Source organism: Bradyrhizobium sacchari (genome assembly GCF_002068095.1).
Lineage (GTDB): Bacteria > Pseudomonadota > Alphaproteobacteria > Rhizobiales > Xanthobacteraceae > Bradyrhizobium > Bradyrhizobium sacchari.
On record NZ_LWIG01000007.1, the window covers coordinates 599,017 to 618,458 of the forward strand.

Below are 19,442 nucleotides of genomic sequence, written 5' to 3' on the forward strand. Positions count from 1 at the left end.
CCCCGATTGGCTATGGAAGGATGCGGATCATATAGCGAGGGGCGGCCCCTCGAAAGGGCGCCGCCCCTGCAAAAAGTCGATATTCCCTGCCGCGGAACGCGGGAGGAAATACGCGTTACGCCGTCTTGATCCAGACGGCCTTCACGTTGAGATATTCCTCGACATGCTGCTTGCCGGATTCCCGACCGTAGCCGCTCATCTTGTAGCCGCCGAACGGCACCGCCGGATCCATTGCCTGGTAGCAGTTCACCCACACCGAGCCGGCGCGCAGCCTCTTCGCGACCGCATGGGCCTTGGTGACGTCGCGCGTCCACAAGCCCGAACCGAGGCCGAACGTGGTGTTGTTGGCGCGCTTGACGAGCTCGTCCATGTCCTTGAACGCGATGGCGGAGATGACGGGGCCAAAGATCTCCTCCTGTGCGATCCGCATGTTGTCCTGCACGCCCGCAAACACCGTCGGCGAGACGAAGAAGCCCTTCGACAGCGCCCCTTCCGTGACGCGGCCGCCGCCGGCGAGCGCGCGTGCGCCTTCTCTCTGGCCGATGTCGAGATAGCCGGTGACGCGCTCGAGCTGCTGCTCGGACACCAGCGGGCCGATCTGCACGTTGGGATCGAGGCCGTTGCCGACCTGCAGCTTCTTGCCGAACTCGGCGACGCGGCCGACGAACTCCTCGTAGATCGCCTGCTCGACGAACAGCCGCGTGCCGGCGCTGCAGATCTGCCCCGAATTGGCGAACACCGCCATCGCCGCGCCCGGCACGGCGGCATCGAGATCGGCATCCGCGAACACGATGTCCGGAGACTTGCCGCCGAGTTCGAGCGAGACGCGCTTGAGGTTGCCGGCCGACGCCCGGATGATCGACTGCCCGGTGACATGCGAGCCGGTGAAGGCGACCTTGTCGACGTCATGATGCGAGGCAAGCGCGGCGCCCGCGGTTTCGCCATAGCCGGGCACGACATTGACGACCCCGGGCGGAATGCCGGCCTCCATTGCGAGTTCGGCGATGCGAAGCGAGGTCAGCGGCGCTTCTTCCGCGGGCTTGAGCACCACGGTGCAGCCGGTCGCGATCGCAGGCCCAATCTTCCAGATCGTTGCGCTGAGCGGGCCGTTCCAGGGAATGATGGCGCCGACGACACCAATCGGCTCTTTCAGTGTGTAGGAGAAGATCTCGCCGGGCAGCGAGTTCTCGATGGTCTCGCCGTGGATCGCCGTGGTCTGGCCGGCATAGTAGCGCAGCATGCCAATGGCGCGCAGGCGATAGGCGCGGGTGCGGCTGAGCGGCGCGCCCATGTCGAGCGTGTCGAGCTGCGACAATTCGTCGAAATTCTTCTCGACGAGGTCGGCGAGCCTGAGCAGCAGGTTCTGCCGCTCGAACGGCTTGACCTTGCTCCACGGGCCCTCGAAAGCGCGGCGAGCGGCGGCGACCGCGCGGTCGATGTCTTCCTTGTCGCCCTCGGCGACCGTCGCGAGCAGCTCGCCGGTGGCTGGATTGCGGGTCTCGAAGCGCTTGCCGGAGGCTGCGTCCACCCACTTGCCGTCGATCAGCATCTGCTTGTAGGACCCGTTGGCGAACGGGTGGCGCGTGATCGGAATCGCCTGCGACACAGCCATGGCTGCACTCCCTGTCAAATCGTTGATTGGGTTCGATCTCGGTGGGACCGTTAGGTCGGTAAGAATACAGCGGTGCCGGAGGGGCGTAAAGGCGGCGTGGAACGAAGACCTCCCATGCCGACTTGTGCAGGGTCGCGCGAGCGCCATGTTATAGCTCGACCGAGCCCCTTGCTGCGGAGACGAGCCATGCCACATCCTGCCATCATCAAGGACAATGTTGCCGTGATCACCGGCGGCGCCTCCGGCATCGGATTTGCTGCCGCCATGGCTTTCGCGCGCGCCGGCATGAAAGTGTGCATCGCTGATGTCGACGAGGCGCGGCTGGCAGAGGCTGCAACAAAACTGTCATCTATCACGTCCGCCACAGATGTGATGACCTTCGCCGTCGATGTCAGCCGCGCCGAGAGCGTGAGGGAACTGGAACGCGCCGTAGGCGCGCATTACGGCGGCACCGACCTCCTCATGAATAATGCGGGGATTCAGCCGGGCAGCACGCTGTTTGCGGAACCCGACAATTGGCAGCGCATCATCGGCGTCAACATGTGGGGCATCATCAACGGCTCGCGCATCTTCGCGCCGGGCATGATCGCACGCGGCAAAGCCGGCCTCATCATCAACACCGGCTCCAAGCAGGGCATCACCACCCCGCCGGGCGATCCCGCCTACAACGTCTCCAAGGCCGGCGTGAAGGCGTTCACCGAGGCGCTGCAGCACGAGCTGCGCAATACCAGCGATTGCCACATCACCGCGCATCTTTTGATTCCCGGCTTCGTGTTCACCGGCCTGACTGCAAAGGGCCGCACCGAAAAGCCGGCCGGCGCCTGGACGCCGGAGCAGACCGTGGATTTCATGCTGGCGCGGCTCGATGCCGGCGACTTCTACATCCTGTGCCCGGACAACGACGTGCCGCGCGCGCTCGACGAGAAGCGCATGCTCTGGGCCGCCGGCGATATCGTCGAGAACCGTCCGCCGCTGTCGCGTTGGCATCCGGATTATGCGGACGCGTTCGCGACGTTCGTGAAGGGGGAGTAGGCTTGCACCACTCTCGTGAGAGGTGCAGAAAGCTAAAGCGTCTCTTGCCTGTGCCCGCAATTCTTGCAGGCGAACTTGACGCGGGTCTGGCCTTTTTCCGCCTGAACCCGGTTTGGCGCGCCGCACTTGCCGCAGACCGCCTCGATGCGGGTCGTGCCCTGCTTGACGACGATGGTCTTCTTTTCCATCGATTCGCGGATCAGGCGCTCGGCCTCTTCACGCAGGGATTGTTTCGACAAAGCTCGTCTCCGCCTCTGAAAGCGCGAGAGCCATATCGCACCTGCGGTGGAATCTCAATGCGTGATCAGTCATTCCGGGATGGTCCGAAGGACCAGACCTCAGGTGCGCAATTGCGCACCGGGGAATCTCGAGATTCCGCATTCGATGCTTCGCATCGCTCCGGAGGGTGGCCTCACACCTCGACGATCACGTAACTATCCTCGACATGCACCGGAAACGTCTCGGCGACATAAGGACCCTTCTGCAGTTCCGCGCCGCGCTCCACCGCAACCGGATATGACCGGATCTTGACACGCTTGGGATCGAACCAGGACTGGCCGTTGCGCATGTCGAATTCCCAGCCGTGCCAGGGACAGCGCAGCATCTCGCCGACGCGCGAGCGCTCATAGACGCCGGGCTCGGGCGAGGTCAGGCGCGCCACGCAAGCCGCCTTCTCCAGCGGCGCGCCTTCGTGCGGGCAGCGGTTCAGCAGCGCGAAGAACTCGCCATTGACGTGGAACACGACGATGTCGCGGCCGGCGATATCGACGACCTTATTGCCGCCGGGCGGGATCTCCGAGGTGGTGGCGACGATGTGCCGGGCCATGCTGGGCTCAGAGTTTGTAGACCGCGCGGGCATTGGTGCTGAAGATTTTCTTCCGTTCCACCTCCGTCAGCGGCGTCTTGAAGGCGAAGCGCGGATCGTCAAAGTCCCAGTGTGGATAGTCCGATGAGAACAGGAGACGGTCGACACCGACCCATTCGATCAGCGCGCGCAGGTGCCGCGCCTCGTCGGGCTCGTCGATCGGTTGGGTCGTGAACCAGAAATGCTCGCGGACATATTCCGACGGCTTGCGTTTGAGATGCGGCACCTCGCTGCGGAAGCGCTCGAAATGCTGGTCCATCCGCCACACCGCCGAGGGAATCCAGCCGAAACCGCCTTCGATGAAGACGATCTTCAGCTTAGGAAACCGCTCCGGCACGCCCTCGATGACGAGGCTCGCAAGCTGTGCCGCGATGGTGTGGGCATTGGACTGGTGCTCCTCTACATAATAGGACGGCCAGCCGCCGCCGGTTGGCGCGTGGCCGCCATAGCCGCCGACATGAATGCCGAGGGGCAGGTCGAGCGCCTCGGCACGCTCGTAGATCGGCCAGTAGCGACGACGGCCGAGCGGCTCGTTGGCGCGCGGTGAGACGTTGATCTGGATGTACTCACCGATCCTGGCGCAGCGCTCGATCTCGGCAATGGCGAGATCCACCCCATCCTGCCCGACCAGGATCGAGGCCTTCAGGCGCGGATCGCGGTGCGACCAGAACGCCAGCTGCCAGTCGTTGATCGCGCGCTGGATCGCGGCGCCGAATTCGAGATTCTGCTGCGAGAAGATGAAGAGATCGAGCACCTGCAGGATGCCGAACTCGACGTCCAGCGGATCGAGATGCTGCTTCTGCATGAAGGCGAGATCCGAGCCCGGCGGCCCGCCAGTCGGCGGCCAGGCATCGCGCCGTGCAATCAGCGGCGAGGAGCGCGGATAGGGCGTCGTGAAGAGATAAGGCGTGCGCAGGTGGCTGCCATATTCCCTCAAATGCTGCTGCCAGCGTTTCGGCAGGAACTCGTTCAGGTCGTTGACCGAGTGCAGGCTCGGATGCACGTCGCAATCGACAATGCGCAGCCGTGAAGCGGCGGGCTTCTCATCATCACGCAGCGGACGGTCGATGACCTCACTCATGCGAACCTCCAAGCTCTTTGTTTGCGCATGATCTCGTCGGAAAACCGGTTCCCACTTTCCGGATCATGCGCTAGTTGATCGACAGCCGCGGAAACGTCTCCAGCGGATTGTCGACGCACATTTTCGCGATCAGGCTGTTCGGCAAGTTCGGCGGGATCGGATCGTCGCCGTCGAACTGCCAGTGCGGATAGTCGGATGCGAATAAGAACATCTTTTCCGAGCCGATCTGGTCGATGATCTCCTCGACGCTTTTGGCATCGCCCGGCGCATCGAACGGCTGCATGGTAACGCGGAAATTCTCGCGGATGATCGCGGCCGGCTCGCGCTCGACCCAGGGCACCTCGACGCGCACGCCGCGCCAGGTCTTGTTGGCGCGCCACATGAAGGCCGGCAGCCAGCTGACGCCCGACTCCATCAGCACGACCTTGAGGTTCGGAAACTTGCCGAACACGCCTTCGTAGATCAGGCTGAGGATCTGCGCCTGAAACGCCTGTGCCTCGACAAAGTAATATTCGTAGCGATGCGAGGGCCAGCCGGCCGAGCTCGGTGCCTGCCGATATTGCGTGCCGGCGTGGATCGCGAGCGGCAGCTTGGACTTTTCCGCGAGCTGATAGACTGGCCAGAAGTGCCGCCGTCCGAGCAGCGTCTCGCCTTGCGCCAGCACCAGGATGGAGACGAAGCGGTGGTCGCCGGCGCGGCGCTCGATCTCCTCGATCGCCAGATCCGGCGCCTGCATCGGCACCACGATGGAGGCGCGCAGGCGCGGATCGCGCGACAGCCACTCGGCGGCGATCCAGTCATTAATGGCCTTGCAGAAGTCGGCCGCCATATAGGCGTCGAACACGGCCTGCGCGCCATAGAGCACGTTCAGGATCGCGTGGCTGGAACCCAGTTGATCGAACGCGCCCTTCTGCACCATGGCGAGATCGGAGCCGGGCTTGGCACCACCCGCCGGTCGCCAGTCGGCGCGGCCCGAAAGCGGCATGCCTGGTGGATAGGAGGTGAGATCGAGCCCGTCGATGGCGCGGCTCACCACCTGCTCTTTCCAATGATCGCTGAGATAGGGAAGCAGCGTCGTACGCGTGCCACCAACCGCCGGATGGATGTCGCAGTCGATCCGCGTCGCCACCATTGAAGGTTTCCTCGGAGCTTCCTCGTGCAGTCCTTGCTGGCGGCGTTCTTCGCGCCGCCTCCGTAGACTGCGCCGGTCGGCGCCGCCACGCAAGCGCGCGCACCCGCGCGATACGTCATGGCTCGGTTGCATTTCGCAATCGCGATATGCGGATCAGGCACGCGGTGGATGTTCCGGCACCCACCGCGTCAGATTGCAAGCCGCTGCGCACTTCCGGGCGCTCTTGCCTCAAGCCGCCTTGGAGACCTCCATCAGCAGCCGCTCGGCCTTGGCATCCTCGATGCGATTCACCAGCCGGCTGCTCTCGTGATTGTCGCGCACGGTCTTGGTCAGGGTGATGCAGGTCTGGATCAGCATCACGACGCCCATGGTGAGATAGCCCTTCATCCAGAGATCGATCGGCAGGAAGAAGATGCCGACGGCGACCAGGAAGGCGGAGGCCGCGAAGGACACGTAAGTGAAGGTGATCCAGGCGCTGCTATGGGGCTGGCCGTTCTGGTTCATGATGGTCTCCTGTTGGTTCGAATGATGATGAAATCCGAGTTCAGGCCGTCTGGGTGCGCTTGGACTTCAACCGCGCCAGCACGTCGTCGGCGGTCGTCTTGAGCCGGGGGCCAAAACCCTGCTCGGCAAGTCTCTCGGCGGTCGCGAGCGGCCCGGTCGCCGCATCGAGCTCGACCAGCGCGTCGTCGGCAGCCTGGGCTTCCATCTGACGCTCGCGCAGACGCCTCAAGGTGCTCTCGGCCTCCGGCAGCGTGGATTCATAGGGACGTGCCGCCTCAATGCCGCTGCGGCGGAGCGAGCGCACCGCTTCCGAGGCACGGGCGAGGCGACGGCCGCGATCGAGCTCGGTGATGCGGGCCTGCGCAGTCGCGACGTGGCGCTTCAGCCGGGCGATCTCGGCCGCGAACAGCGCGCGAGCCGTCATCGCCGCATCGCGGTCGGCTTCGAGGCCCGCGATGGCTTCGGCGGCCTCCTTGGCGAGATCCTCGCGGCCGCCATCGAGCGCGGCAACCGCGCGGGTCTCGAGATCGGCGATCCGGACGCAGGTCGCCTCGAGCTTGCGGCCCTCCTGCTGGTCCTGCGCAATCGCCAGCGCCAGCGTCCGTTTGCTGCGCTCCACCGCGGCGGCGGCATCGCGCATCTGCTGATCGAGGATCAGCAGGGCCGTACGGTCCTCCAGCTCCTCGCCTGCGGCGGCTACGCTGCCGCGGAAAAGTGTCACGACGGTCTTGAACATCTTCGGCTCCCTGTTATGAGCGTTGCTCACATATGCTTTGTAGCAGGAAACTTGAACATCGTTCAATCGAAATTTGAGCGATGCTCAAAAAATTGGTTGCTGATGACTAAGGCCTTGGAACGTCGAGCGAAACTTCGGACCGACCTGATCCAGACAGCCGAGCGGATGATCGCTGAGCGGGGATTGGCGGGTCTGAAAACCCGCGATTTGGCCCGCGCGATCGGCTGCGCCAATGGCGCGGTCTACAATCTCGTCACCGATGTGGACGAACTCGTCCTGCGCGTCGGCTCGCGCACATTGCTTCGCCTCGACGAAGCACTCAGCACGGCGGAAAGCACCGGTGAGCCTTCGCCACGGGAGACGCTGGTCCGCATCGCCATTGCCTATTGCGACTTCGCCGCCGAAAACCTCGAGCTCTGGCGCGCGCTGTTCGAGCACCGCATGGCGGCCGACAAGATCCTGCCCGACTGGTCGGTCAACGACCAGCTGCAGCTGTTCCGTCACATCTATCATCCGCTGGCGCTGCTGTTTCCCAAGCGCAGTCAGGAGGACCTCGGCATCACCGCACGCAGCCTGTTCTCGGCCGTGCATGGCATGGTGGCGCTAGGGCTGGAGCAGAAGCTGGTCGCCGTTCCCCTGCCGGCGCTTCGCAAGGAGATCGCGGACCTCGTCCGCGCGATGATCGACGGGCTGGTCGCGCGGACGGAGTAAAAAGATCGGCGGCGACTGACTAAAATTTCGCCTGTCGCATCGCCAGTGCCGCGCTTAGCTTTCGGGCCGTCCCTCACCTCTCCCCGGAGTCTCTCATGCCCCTCCTCATCCGCGGCGGCATCGTCGTCAATCACGATCATTCGCGCCGTGCGGACGTGCTGCTCGACGGCGAGACCATCGTGGCGGTGGGCCCGTCGATCGAGGCGCCCACAGGCACCGAGATCATCGATGCCGGCGGCGCCTACATCATCCCGGGCGGGATCGATCCGCACACGCATCTCGAAATGCCGTTCATGGGCACGGTGACCGCCGACGATTTCGAATCGGGAACCAAGGCGGCACTGACCGGCGGCACCACGATGGTGGTCGATTTCTGCCTGCCCGATCCCGGCCAGTCCATGCTCGCGGCCTATCAGGAGTGGCGGCACAAATCCGAGAAGGCGGCGAGCGACTACGGCTTCCACATGGCGGTGACGTCGTGGTCGAAGCAGATCTATGACGAGATGGAGACCGTGGTCAAAACCTACGGCATCAACACCTTCAAACATTTCATGGCCTACAAGGGCGCGCTGATGGTGAACGATGACGAGCTCTACAACTCGTTCGCGCGCTGTGCGCATCTCGGCGCCATGCCTGTGGTCCATGCCGAGAACGGCGACGTCGTCGCCCTGATGCAGGAGGCGCTGATCGCGCGCGGCGTCACCGGCCCGGAGGGCCACGCCTATTCGCGGCCGCCGGAGGTCGAGGGCGAAGCCACCAACCGCGCCATCATGATCGCCGACATGACCGGCACGCCGGTCTATATCGTGCACACCAGCTGCCGCGAGGCGCATGAGGCGATCGCGCGGGCGCGGGCGGCGGGAAAGCGGGTCTACGGCGAGCCGCTGATCCAGCATCTGCTGCTGGATGCCGGTGAGTACCAGAACAAGGACTGGGACCATTCCGCCCAGCGCGTGATGTCGCCGCCGTTCCGCGACAGGCAGCATCAGGACAGCCTCTGGGCCGGCCTGCAAGCCGGCTCACTGCAGGTGGTCGCAACCGATCATTGCGCCTTCACCACCGAGCAGAAGCGGTTCGGGCTCGGCGATTTCAGGAAGATCCCGAACGGCACCGGCGGCCTCGAAGATCGGCTCTCACTGTTGTGGACCGCGGGCGTCGCCACGGGGCGGCTGACAAAAGAGGAATTCGTCGCGGTGACCTCGGCGAACATCGCCCGCATCCTCAACATCTATCCGCGCAAGGGCGCGGTCGCCGTCGGCTCGGATGCCGATGTCGTGGTGTGGGATCCCAAGGCGACGAAGACCATCAGCGCCAAGCGGCAGATGAGCCGGATCGATTACAACGTGTTCGAAGGCTTTGCCTGCACGGGCGGAGCGGCGGCGACGCTGTCGCGCGGCCGTATCGTCTGGAAGGACGGCGATCTGCGCGCCGAGGCAGGCGACGGGCATTATGTCGAGCGTCCGGCTTTCTCGCCGGTGCACGTTGCGAATTCGACCTGGAAAGAGCTGACCGCCCCGCGCGCGGTCGCACGCGGAGCGGTCACGCCGTAGCACGATCGAGCGCAAGGCGTGTGACACCGTGAAGCGCGCCGATGGCACACGCCTTGCCTCTTTGTATCGCAGATTTCTCGCAAAAGAGGCACCGATGAGCGCATCACCTTTGGACATCAGCCGACGCAATGTGGTGCTTGGCGGCCTCGGCGCCGGAATGACAGCATTTGCTCCGTCTCTCGCCCCGGCGCAGGGGCGCAGCGAGACGCTGCTGGTGGTGCAGGAGCTCGGGCCGAATTCGCTGGACATGCAGGGCGTCGGCTCCAACCAGACCGTCAATGGTCTCTCCTGGAACTGCTACGACCGCTTGCTGACCTACGCCTCCAAAACACTGCCCGATGGGACGACGTCATACGACCGTGAGAGGCTCGCGCCTGAACTCGCCGAGAGCTGGGAGGTCGCGGCTGATGGCATGTCCTGCACTTTCCGCTTGCGCAAGGACGCGAAATTCCACGACGGCACGCCAGTTACCGCCAAGGATGTCAAATGGTCGTTCGATCGCGCCGTGAAGGTCGGCGGCTTCCCGACCTTCCAGATGTCGGCGGGATCGCTGGAGAAGCCCGAGCAGTTCGTGGTGGTCGACGACCACACCTTCCGCATCGACTATGTCCGCAAGGACAAGATGCTGCTGTTTAACGTCGCCGTCGTCGTGCCCTTCATCATCAATTCCGAGCTCGCCAGGAAGAACGCGACGCCGGAAGACCCGTGGGCGCTGGCGTGGCTGAAGAACAACGAGGCCGGCGGCGGCGCCTACAAGATCGAGAGCTGGAAGCCGGGCAGCGAGACGATACTGGCGCGCTTCGACGACTGGAAGAGCGGGCCGCTGCCGAAGGTCAGGCGCGTCATCGCGCGCGACGTCCCCTCCGCCGGCACCCGTCGCGCCATGCTGGAGCGCGGCGATGCGGATATTTCCAGCGGCTTTGCGCCGCGCGATTTCGAGCAGCTCATCAAGGAAGGCAAGGTCAAGGTCTCGGGCGTGCCGATCCCGAACGCGCTCTGGTACGTGGCGCTGAACACCGCGAGGCCGCCGTTCGACAATGCCAAGCTACGCCAGGCCATCGCATGGGCCATGCCCTACGAGCAGATCCAGACCAGCGCCTTCTTCGGCCGCGCCGTTCCCATGTATGGCGGCGCGGCCGACGTCTCAAAGCCGGTCTGGCCGCAGCCGTTTCCCTACGTCACCGATCTCGACAAGGCCAAGGCCTTGATGAAGGAAGCAGGATTCGAATCCGGCCTGGAGACGACACTGTCGCTGGACACGGGCACGGCCACCGTCGGTGAGCCGACCGCCATCCTGATCCAGGAGAACCTCGCCAAGATCGGCATCAAGACGGGAATCGAAAAAATCCCCGGCGCGAACTGGCGCACGACGCTGAACAAGAAGGAGCTGCCGCTCGCGCTCAACCGCTTCAGCGGCTGGCTCGACTATCCCGAATATTACTTCTACTGGAATTTCCACGGCAACAATTCGATCTTCAACATCTCCTCCTACCAGAACAAGGAGATGGACGCGCTGATCGACAAGGCGCGCTTCACTACGGATGCCTCAGAGTACGACAGATGCGTGAAGGATTTCATCTCGCTCTGCATGCGTGACGTCCCCGTCATTCCGCTCAACCAGCCGATCCACGACGTCGCCATGCAGAAGAACGTCGGCGGCTACGAATTCTGGTTTCACCGCGAACCGGACTACCGCCAGTTCTCGAAGGGCTAAAGCATGAACCGGAAAAGTGCGAAGCGGTTTTCGGAAAAGATCATGCGTTAGACAACGACGTAAAGCGCGATAACGATTCATCCAAGTCTCATCGCGCTTTAGTTCCGACGGACGATGCTGATTGCGCCCGAAGAGGCGCGCGCCTGCGCGGTGGGAAAGCCTCGCTCGAGCCGCGCGGCGCTCGCATGCAGCATCGCCGCATCGAGCCTGCCCTGCCGCGATCCCTCCAAGGCGCAGGCAAACACCCGGTAGAACTGCGCGCCGTCATAGGCGACCAGCAGCAGATCGACACCGGCATTGATCGCCTCGACGACGGCCTTGCAGACGTCGTTCTGGTAGATCGCGCCCATCACGAGATCGTCGGTCATCACCATGCCCTGATAGTCCCATTTGCCGCGGATGATCCCGTCGACAACGAGCTTTGAATGCGAGGCGGCGCGGTCGGGATCGACGGCGGTGAGCCTGACATGGCCGACCATGAGGGCGCTGCGCGAATGCGACAGCACCTCGCGGAACGGCAGCCAATCGGTTGCCTCCAGCTCCTTCACCGGCGTGTTGAGACTGGCACCGAAATGATGCGTGTCGGTGCGCACGCGGCCGATCCCGGGAAAATGCTTCAGCGTGGCGCCGACGCCTGTCTCTTCCAGACCACGCACATAGGCACTCGCAATCGTGCTGACGACGACAGGATCGGTGGCTATCGCGCGCTGGCCGATCAGCGTATGGAAATCGAGGCGATTGCGCCGCTGCGGCGGCTTGAGATCGAGCACGGGCGCGAGATTGAGGTTGACGCCGAGGCTCGCGAGCTCGTGGCCATGGATGCGGCCGAACTCTTCGGCCCTGGCCTGCTGGTCATCCGGCGCAAGCCCGGTGAGCGTCGCCAGCGCCGGCATCTTTGTCAGCGGCGGCGCGAGATGCCCGACGATCCCACCCTCCTGGTCCGCAGCGACGACCATCGGCGGCAGGCCGGCCGCACGGCGCTTATCCTGGAGCGCTGCGATCTCGGCACGCAGCGCCTCGATGCTCCGGCCGCGGATGTTGTGCCGGGTGACGTAGATGCCGCCTATCAGGCCCTGCTCGGCCAGGCGCGCGACCTCGGGGAAGGAGGAATAGCCGACCATGAAGTGAGGTCCGAGCTGCCGCGCCTCCGTCGCGCTCGCGCCAAGGACATCGCGCTTGCGCAGCTCGAACTTCAGATGCGCGGCAGACATCAGCAGCGGCGGCAGGCACCAGAGCATGATGAGCAGCTTGCCGGCGATGGTGTGCCAGCGACCTCTGCGCAGCAGAAGGATGACGATCGCGACGCTTGCAACGACGAGCACGATGTTTCCGGCGCCGCGCAGCGGGACCAGATAAGGATCGTTCTTGTTCGCGGCCGCGAATGCAAGGACCGGCGCGGCCAGCCAGAGCAGAATGAGAGCGATATGGCGGAGGAATTGCATGATGCGTCACGCGCAGGGAGTGGCGAATGCCTCGCACCTATCAAAGCGATTTGCGCTGTACGAGAGGCAAAAGCGCGCCTGCACGAAAACTGCAAAAGACTCCTGAAACCGTGCAGACGATGATCCCGCCGTCTGCACAGACGCCGTTCAGACTTCGTGATGCCACCCATCACGAAAGGTGTTCTGGACATGACGAGCCTGGCTTCGACGATCGCAGCGGACATCCAGCCGGACAAAAACTCCTCGATTCCGGCCAAGCTTGGCTGCGCGCTGGCACTGGCCGCGCTCGCCGACTGGCTGCTCTATGGCGAGCGGATCGGACTGTCGCTCACGTTGTTCGCGTTCGCGATCGCCTGCGCGTCGGTGCTGTTCAATCAAGCGTCACTCGATCTGCGACGCACGGGGATTGGCGCAGCCGTTCTCGTTGCCGGCCTCGTGCCAGCCGTCGAGGAGCTCAACACACTGTCCTTCCTGGTCCTCGTCGCATCGCTGACGATTGCGCTGCTGCTCACGACCAATCCGGAGACCGCCGAGCTCGCCGACCGTGCTCGCGCACTGCGCAACTTCGTCCTGTTCGGTCCCTTCCGGCTCGTCCCCGAGGCGCTCCAGATCTTCAACATGTCGGCCTTCACCCGCGGTATCGCACTGTGGCTGTTGCCGGTAACGCTCGGCACTGTGTTCGTCGCGCTGTTCGCGGCGGCCAATCCGGTGATCGAGCAGTGGATGTCCCTGCTCAATCCCAAGGTCATCTTCGAATATGTCAGCGTGCGGCGCGTTCTGTTCTGGATCACGATGCTGGCGCTGGTCTGGCCTTTCATCCATGTGCGCTGGCGGCGCAAGACGATGGTCACCGCCACAGGGGCCGATGGCCCTGTGCCGCCGCCGTTATCGCCTCCAGTCTCGGCGGAGTTTCTTGGCCCCTCCACCATCCTGCGCTCGCTGACCCTGTTCAACCTGCTGTTCGCGGCGCAGTCCATTCTCGACGGCATCTATCTCTGGGGTCACGTGGCCCTGCCCGACAACATGACCTATGCGGCCTACGCGCATCGCGGCGCCTATCCGCTGATCGTCACCGCCCTGCTCGCCGCGGCCTTCGTGCTGGTGGCGATGCGGCCCGGCGGGCCGGCGGAGAAATCGCAGGTGATCCGGCTGCTGGTCTATCTCTGGGTCGGGCAGAACGTGCTGCTGGTCGCCTCCTCGATCCTACGGCTCGATCTCTATGTCGGCATTTACATGCTGACCTATTGGCGGATTGCGGCCTTCATCTGGATGGGACTGGTGGCGCTGGGGCTGATCCTGATCGTCGCCCGCATCGCGCTCAACCGATCCAACCAGTGGCTCGTCTGCGCCAACCTGATCGCGTTGACGATTGCGCTCTACAGTGCCTCGCTGGTGAACTTCGATGCGTTCATTGCCGACTACAATCTGAAGCACAGCAGTGAAATGGGAGGAAACGGCGTGAAGATCGATGCCAACTACCTCCTCACATTGGGCCCGCAGGCGCTGCCTGCGATCGACAAGGTCATCGCACTGCGCGGCGGCGATTACTGTCTTGCGGGACGTCGGGATCGGCTTGTAGAAGGTCAACGACAGGACCTGACGTGGCGGGCCTGGGGCTTTCGGAGCTGGCGGCTGCAACGCAGACTGGATGCGCAAGCCAAGAGCCCGCCGAGCACTTCGCCGGCAGGATGAGCGGAGAGATTCTTGGCGCATCGCATTCTCATCGTCGATGACGAAGGCCACATTCGCGAGGTCATCCGCGTCGCCCTGAAGAAGGCCGGCATGGACGTGATCGAGGCCCGCGATGGCAAGGAGGCGCTCGCCCGCTTTGCCGCCGACAGGCCCGATCTGATCGTGCTCGACATCGGCATGCCCGAGTTCGACGGCCTCGACGTCTGCCGCGAGATCCGAAAAGTCTCCGACGTGCCGATCCTGTTCCTGTCGGCGCGCGACGAGGAGATCGACCGCATCCTTGGCCTCGAGATCGGCGGCGACGACTACGTCACAAAACCGTTCAGCCCCCGCGAGCTGGTGGCCCGGGTCAACGTCATCCTGCGCCGGCTCAGCCCGCGCAATGGCGAGTCCAAGGCCGGGCCCACGGCGCTCACGCAAGGCGGCCTCTTGATCGATCCCGAGCAGCATGTCGCGTCCTTTGCCGGCACGCCGCTGAAGCTCACCGCGATCGAGTTCGGCATCCTGCGCGCCTTCCTGACGCGGCCGACCTCGGTGTTCAACCGCGAGCAGCTGATGCGCGCGGCCTATCAGCTCAACATCCAGGTCTCCGACCGCACCATCGACAGCCACATCCGCAACATTCGCGCCAAGCTCTCCGCGCTCGCCTGCGACAACGTCATCGAGACCATTCACGGCGTCGGCTTCAAGCTCGGCCGCTGCGAGAAAGAGGCATGAGCGCGGCGCCCGACAAATGGCGGCCGTCGCTGGGGCTCGTGATTTTCGCGGTGCTGGCGACCGTCGCGGTGCTGCCGCTGGTCGGCCTGTTCTTCTTCCGCCTCTACGACAACCAGCTGATCCGCCAGACCCAGGCCGAGCTGATCGCGCAGAGCCGGGTGCTCGCGACGATCTACGCGCAAGAGGTCACGGCAAGGCTCGGCAGCGGCCTCACGCTCGGCCCCGAGGTACCGCCGAACGTGCTGCCCGACCCCGGCGACGAGGTCACCCCGATCCGCCCTGCGCTCGACCTCACCGCCAACGACCTCTTGCGGCGGCGGCCCGATGCGCTGCCGGCGCCGCAAGCCGCGCAAGCAGCCTATGTCGAAATCGGCGCAAAGCTGACGCCGATCATCCGCGAGACCCAGAAGGTGACCCTGGCGGGCTTTCGCATACTCGATCCGCAAGGCGTGGTGATCGCGGGGCGGCAGGAGATCGGCCAATCGCTTGCGCATATCGAGGAGGTGGCGGATGCACTGCACGGACAGTATCGCGCCACCTTGCGCAACCGCGTGCCGGACAAGCCGCCGCCGCCGATCTACTCCTTCAGCCGCGGCCTCGGCGTGCACGTGTTCTCGGCGATGCCGGTCATCGTCAACAACCGCGTCGCCGGGGTGATCTACACCACGCGGACGCCGAGCAACATCTTTGACCATCTCTACCAGGAGCGGGCCAAGTTCGTGCTGGCTGGGCTAGCCGTGATCCTCGGCACAATCCTGATTGGGCTGGTGTTCTCTCGCACCATCACGCTGCCGATGCGCGAATTGATCGACCGCGCTGCTCGAATCGGCCGCGGCGACCGCGAGGCGTTTCGGCCGCTGCGGCATTACGGCACGCGCGAGTTCGCCCAGCTCTCGCACAGCTTCCTCGGCATGGCCGAGCAGCTGGCACGGCGCTCCGACTATATCGCGACGTTCTCGGCCCATCTCACCCACGAGCTGAAATCGCCGCTGACATCGATCAAGGGCGCGGCCGAGCTGTTGCAGGATTCGGTTCAAGGCAAGGCCGGCAGCCTGACGCCGGCCGAGCAGAACATGTTCATCGCCAACATCCTGTCCGACACCCAGCGGCTGGAGGCGATGGCGCAGCGGCTGCGCGAGCTCGCCCGCGCCGAGAGCCTGCCGCAGAACGAGCGCACCGAACTTGCACCCGTGATCGCCGACCTCAGGACCAGGTTTCCGGAAAGCTTCATCGAGGCCAGCGGCAGCCTCGACAGGGCGATCGGCATGTCCTCGGAGAAGGCGCTGATCGTGCTGTCACACCTCACCGATAACGCGGTGCGGCACAAGGCCGGGACGATCAGGCTGGAGGCCGTGGACGCGCGGACGACCCTGCTTGTGACGGTCACCAATGACGGCGAGCCGATATCGGCGCCGAACCGCGACAGGATCTTTGATGCGTTCTTCACCACCCGTCGCGACCAGGGCGGTACAGGAATGGGGCTGGCGATCGCGCGCGCGGTGATGGCGAGCCATGGCGGCTCGATCAGGCTCAAGCCCACCGACCAGGGGGCCGCCTTCGAGCTTCAGTTTCCGGTCGCCTAGATTGCGAACACCCAGGCGGCGACGATGGTGCCGATGGTGACGAGACCGGCGATGGTCCAGCCGGCGGCATATTCCAGCTCGGGATGACCGGTCGCCCGCATGATCTCTGCCGGATCGGCGGTATGCTTCTCTGCCATGACAGCCTCGCACGTGTTTCCCCGTGTCATTAGATAAGTCGCACCAGCCGCGATTAGGTTCCATCACGGAAATGCGAGGAATGACACAGCAGCAGCTAGGCTTGTTCGCCGATCCGCATGAAGGCCCGGCCGGCCTTCGCTATGCGGAGAATTTTATCGATGCCACCGCCGAACAGGAGCTGATCGGCCGCGTCGCAACATTGCCGCTTCAGCGATTCCAGTTCGGCGCGTTCGAGGGCAACCGTCGGGTCGCCTCGTTCGGCTACCGCTATGACTATGCGCTGCAGCGGCTCGCCGAGGCCGATCCGATTCCGGATTGGGTGCTGCCGGTCGCGCGCCAGGCCGAGGCATGGGCGGGGCTGGCGGAGGGCAGCGTCCGGCAGGTGCTGTGCACCGAATACGAGGCCGGCATCGGCATCGGATGGCATCGCGACAAACCTCACTTTGACAAGGTGCTCGGGCTGTCGCTGGGCGCGCCTTGCAAATTCCGCTTCCGCCGCCGCAGCGGCGACAAATGGGAGCGCCATACGCTCGAGGCCCTGCCGCGCTCGCTCTACCTGATCGACGGCGAGGCGCGGTCGCAATGGGAGCACAGCATTCCGCCGGTCGAGGCAAAGCGCTACTCCATCACCTTCCGGACGATGAAGGGGCGTTAGGCAGGCCATCGAAACAAAAACTGCGAAAACAACCCCATGCACAGTAGAACGCCCGCTCCGGCGTGAGGCCGGCTCACGCCGCCCAACAGCTTGACACAGCGGTGCAAAACGCCCCCTCCGCACAATCGTCGGGCGAGTGCCGTCTTGCCTCTCAAATCCGGTTGCATGCTAGACTGGATGCCATCCACGGCAGGAGGGAAGCATGGCCGACAACAAGGCAAAGCGGGGCGGCGCCGATCGCGCCCTGATCGCGCTCACCGAGAAATACGAAGTCGCCTACTGGTCGAACAAGTTCAAGGTGACCCCGGCCAAGCTGAAATACGCCGTGAAGAAGGTCGGCCACTCCGCCAGGAAGGTCGAGGAATACATCAAGCTCCAGAAGCACCGTGCCGCCGACAAGAGCCGGATCGCGCTCGGCGAGGCCTATGAGGTCCGCTACTGGTCGAAGAAGTTCAAGATCACCCCGGCGAGGCTGAAGGCCGCCGTGGCCGCAGCCGGACATTCCTCCAGGAAGGTCGAGGCCTACCTTGCGTCCCGGACGGCGACGAAGAAGGCCAAAAAGACCGTCAAGAAGTCCGCGAAGAAGACCGCCAAGCGCAAGAAGGCCGCCTGAAACGCCGGGAGAGAGGGATGAGATCCGGTCCAGCGACTCTCGCCTGCGCCCTCGTGCTTGCTGGGGCATCTCACGTCCCCGGTGCGGCCGCAGCCACGCCCGCAAAGGTCTCGGGCGCGACCGCGCTGGCGCTCGCGGGGGTGATCGCGCCGCTGTCGCCGGACCTGACCGGGCCTGAGAAGAAGGCGGTGGCGATGCTGTTCGCCGCCAACGCCGACATCCCCTACAAGAAGGCCATTGTGGTGACCGCCGACCGGATCGTCTGTCGCACCGGCAATGTCGACATCACCATTCGCAGTTGCGAAGTGACCTTCGGCAAGAAGGTGAAGACCGTGAACGGCTCCACCGCCAACGAGATCTTCGCCACTGAAGCGCTGGCCGGCGTTCCGCCCGACGGCGCGGCGGGATCGAACTTCGAGAGCCTCTCCAAGCTGAGCTGCACGATCGATCCCAATGCGATCAGGCGGAAGGACGGCAGCGGGGCGGATTGCACATTCCAGCCGGGGAATTGATCGGGCCGGCGCACAGCCGCAGGTGCCGTGAAATCGCCTCAACATCAGCCAAGTAATAAGGCGAATTGAGAAGACAGGCCCAGGAAGCGAGCCAATATCAGGCGCGCAAAGCCCGCATCATGATGAAGAATTACCTCGCATTTTTCCTGTTTCTGACCGTGACCGCGGCTTCCGCCCATGGCCCGTTGCCGACACCGCAGACGCTGCCGTCCGATCTCGTCCTGGCAGGCCTCACCGATTCCGACACGACGGCCGGCGGCACCGCGCGGCTGTGCGAGCAGGTGACCTTCTCGCGCGCCCTGCGCTACGGCGAGGGCGAAGCCAATGTGCTCGATGTCGCCGCCAGCACGGCCAAGGCGGACACGCCGCGCCCGGTGCTGCTGTTCGTGGCCGGCGACACTTTCACCGGCGACCGCACCGCGCCCGACCTGTCCCGCGAAATCCAGGACCAGGCCATGTGCTTTGCCGCGCGCAACGACATGATCGGAGTCCGCGTCAACTATCGCCTGGCGCCATCGGCGACCTGGCCGACCGGGGCGACCGACGTGGCGGCGGCCTTGTCGTGGGTCCACGGCAATATCGACCTGTTCAACGGCGATGCCCGCGAGATCGTCGCGGTCGGCTACGGCGCCGGCGCCTTCCACGTCGCCACCCTGCTGGCGCATCCGGAGTTGCAGACCGACCGGGCCGATGTCGCCGGCGTCGTGCTGGTGTCCGGGATCTACCGCGTCGGCAAGGACGCCAGCGACAGCGAGAAGGCCTATCTCGGCACGGATCCCACTCAATACGACAAGCGATCGGTCTTTCCCGGCATCCTCAATGTCGACGTTCCCATCGTGCTGGCCTGGGCCGCCGACGATTCCGCCGGCCTCGTGGCGCAGGGCGAGACGCTGAAGAAGACGCTGTGCGGCGCCGGCCATTGCCCGCGCAGCGCATTGCTGCGCAGCCGCGACGGCATCGCCGCCGCGTTCGGCCTGGATGGTTCCGGCAACAGCCTCGCCGAACCGACGCTGCTGCTCGTGCACCAGCTCGAGGCGCGCGGGCTGCCGTAGGGGCGCGCGCTCCTTGTCGCCGGCTCGCACACGCTATTTGCTGGGCTACCCCTCTCCCCCGCCCTCCCCCGCAAGGGGGGAGGGAGCGCGGCGGAGTGCCG

At 64.6% G+C, this 19,442-nt stretch carries 20 protein-coding genes; 11 read left to right on the forward strand and 9 right to left on the reverse strand.

Annotated elements, in window-relative coordinates:
- Positions 1 to 115 precede the first annotated feature (115 nt).
- Positions 116 to 1,612: an aldehyde dehydrogenase family protein gene (locus A5906_RS09280; RefSeq protein WP_080134890.1), complete on the reverse strand. Its 1,497-nt coding sequence runs from the start codon at positions 1,610 to 1,612 to the stop codon at positions 116 to 118.
- A 186-nt stretch (positions 1,613 to 1,798) separates the two neighbouring features.
- Here A5906_RS09280 and A5906_RS09285 point away from each other — a divergent pair, with 186 nt between their 5' ends.
- Entirely contained in the window at positions 1,799 to 2,644 is an 846-nt protein-coding gene (locus tag A5906_RS09285) for an SDR family NAD(P)-dependent oxidoreductase (RefSeq protein WP_080134891.1), read from the forward strand.
- A gap of 32 nt (positions 2,645 to 2,676) precedes the next feature.
- Here A5906_RS09285 and A5906_RS09290 read toward each other — a convergent pair whose 3' ends face one another.
- The 6 genes from A5906_RS09290 to A5906_RS09315 form a co-directional block, all read right to left on the reverse strand.
- Entirely contained in the window at positions 2,677 to 2,883 is a 207-nt protein-coding gene (locus tag A5906_RS09290) for a hypothetical protein (RefSeq protein WP_080134892.1), read from the reverse strand.
- Between the two features lie 173 nt (positions 2,884 to 3,056).
- Positions 3,057 to 3,470 carry a Rieske (2Fe-2S) protein gene (locus tag A5906_RS09295; RefSeq protein WP_080134893.1) on the reverse strand — a complete coding sequence of 138 codons (414 nt, stop codon included), beginning with the start codon at positions 3,468 to 3,470 and terminating at the stop codon, positions 3,057 to 3,059.
- A 7-nt stretch (positions 3,471 to 3,477) separates the two neighbouring features.
- Positions 3,478 to 4,590 carry an amidohydrolase family protein gene (locus A5906_RS09300; protein ID WP_080134894.1) on the reverse strand — a complete coding sequence of 371 codons (1,113 nt, stop codon included), beginning with the start codon at positions 4,588 to 4,590 and terminating at the stop codon, positions 3,478 to 3,480.
- Between the two features lie 70 nt (positions 4,591 to 4,660).
- A complete protein-coding gene (locus A5906_RS09305) occupies positions 4,661 to 5,722 on the reverse strand; it encodes an amidohydrolase family protein (protein ID WP_080134895.1) in 1,062 nt (353 codons plus the stop codon).
- 228 nt (positions 5,723 to 5,950) lie between these two features.
- The gene (locus tag A5906_RS09310; RefSeq protein ID WP_080134896.1) at positions 5,951 to 6,226 is read right to left on the reverse strand and encodes a YiaA/YiaB family inner membrane protein; all 276 of its coding nucleotides are present in this window, start codon (positions 6,224 to 6,226) and stop codon (positions 5,951 to 5,953) included.
- Positions 6,227 to 6,266: 40 nt separating this feature from the next.
- Positions 6,267 to 6,962 carry a PspA/IM30 family protein gene (locus tag A5906_RS09315; RefSeq protein WP_080134897.1) on the reverse strand — a complete coding sequence of 232 codons (696 nt, stop codon included), beginning with the start codon at positions 6,960 to 6,962 and terminating at the stop codon, positions 6,267 to 6,269.
- Between the two features lie 102 nt (positions 6,963 to 7,064).
- Between A5906_RS09315 and A5906_RS09320 the strand changes: the two genes are divergently transcribed.
- The 3 genes from A5906_RS09320 (at position 7,065) to A5906_RS09330 (ending at position 10,937) form a co-directional block, all read left to right on the forward strand.
- Positions 7,065 to 7,673, forward strand: a complete 609-nt coding sequence (locus A5906_RS09320) for a TetR/AcrR family transcriptional regulator (protein ID WP_136615082.1) — start codon at positions 7,065 to 7,067, stop codon at positions 7,671 to 7,673.
- Between the two features lie 95 nt (positions 7,674 to 7,768).
- Complete coding sequence (hydA, locus tag A5906_RS09325; RefSeq protein ID WP_080134899.1) at positions 7,769 to 9,223, forward strand: dihydropyrimidinase; 1,455 nt, start codon at positions 7,769 to 7,771, stop codon at positions 9,221 to 9,223.
- 94 nt (positions 9,224 to 9,317) lie between these two features.
- Complete coding sequence (locus A5906_RS09330; protein WP_080134900.1) at positions 9,318 to 10,937, forward strand: ABC transporter substrate-binding protein; 1,620 nt, start codon at positions 9,318 to 9,320, stop codon at positions 10,935 to 10,937.
- Positions 10,938 to 11,035: 98 nt separating this feature from the next.
- Here the strand turns inward: A5906_RS09330 and A5906_RS09335 are convergent, their stop codons facing one another.
- Positions 11,036 to 12,379, reverse strand: coding sequence for a glycoside hydrolase family 3 N-terminal domain-containing protein (locus tag A5906_RS09335; RefSeq protein WP_080134901.1), 1,344 nt, complete (start codon positions 12,377 to 12,379; stop codon positions 11,036 to 11,038).
- Between the two features lie 189 nt (positions 12,380 to 12,568).
- On the opposite strand from A5906_RS09335, the gene A5906_RS09340 reads away from it, so the two are divergent.
- The 3 genes from A5906_RS09340 to A5906_RS09350 are packed head-to-tail and all read left to right on the forward strand — an operon-like array spanning position 12,569 to position 16,371.
- Complete coding sequence (locus A5906_RS09340) at positions 12,569 to 14,071, forward strand: DUF4153 domain-containing protein (RefSeq protein WP_080135243.1); 1,503 nt, start codon at positions 12,569 to 12,571, stop codon at positions 14,069 to 14,071.
- Between the two features lie 12 nt (positions 14,072 to 14,083).
- Positions 14,084 to 14,788 (forward strand): response regulator transcription factor, encoded by a 705-nt coding sequence (locus A5906_RS09345; RefSeq protein ID WP_080134902.1) that lies wholly within the window; start codon positions 14,084 to 14,086, stop codon positions 14,786 to 14,788.
- Positions 14,785 to 16,371: an ATP-binding protein gene (locus tag A5906_RS09350; RefSeq protein ID WP_080134903.1), complete on the forward strand. Its 1,587-nt coding sequence runs from the start codon at positions 14,785 to 14,787 to the stop codon at positions 16,369 to 16,371. The genes A5906_RS09345 and A5906_RS09350 overlap by 4 nt, the downstream gene beginning before the upstream one ends.
- On the opposite strand, the gene A5906_RS42945 is transcribed toward A5906_RS09350, so the two are convergent.
- Positions 16,368 to 16,508, reverse strand: a complete 141-nt coding sequence (locus tag A5906_RS42945; protein WP_007597071.1) for a hypothetical protein — start codon at positions 16,506 to 16,508, stop codon at positions 16,368 to 16,370. The genes A5906_RS09350 and A5906_RS42945 overlap by 4 nt on opposite strands.
- 71 nt (positions 16,509 to 16,579) lie before the next feature.
- Between A5906_RS42945 and A5906_RS09355 the strand changes: the two genes are divergently transcribed.
- The 4 genes from A5906_RS09355 (at position 16,580) to A5906_RS09370 (ending at position 19,341) form a co-directional block, all read left to right on the forward strand.
- Positions 16,580 to 17,164, forward strand: coding sequence for an alpha-ketoglutarate-dependent dioxygenase AlkB (locus tag A5906_RS09355; protein WP_080134904.1), 585 nt, complete (start codon positions 16,580 to 16,582; stop codon positions 17,162 to 17,164).
- A gap of 202 nt (positions 17,165 to 17,366) precedes the next feature.
- Positions 17,367 to 17,777 carry a DUF3606 domain-containing protein gene (locus A5906_RS09360; protein ID WP_080134905.1) on the forward strand — a complete coding sequence of 137 codons (411 nt, stop codon included), beginning with the start codon at positions 17,367 to 17,369 and terminating at the stop codon, positions 17,775 to 17,777.
- 17 nt (positions 17,778 to 17,794) lie between these two features.
- Entirely contained in the window at positions 17,795 to 18,289 is a 495-nt protein-coding gene (locus A5906_RS09365) for a hypothetical protein (protein WP_080134906.1), read from the forward strand.
- Between the two features lie 122 nt (positions 18,290 to 18,411).
- Positions 18,412 to 19,341 (forward strand): alpha/beta hydrolase, encoded by a 930-nt coding sequence (locus tag A5906_RS09370; protein WP_080135244.1) that lies wholly within the window; start codon positions 18,412 to 18,414, stop codon positions 19,339 to 19,341.
- Positions 19,342 to 19,442 lie beyond the last annotated feature (101 nt).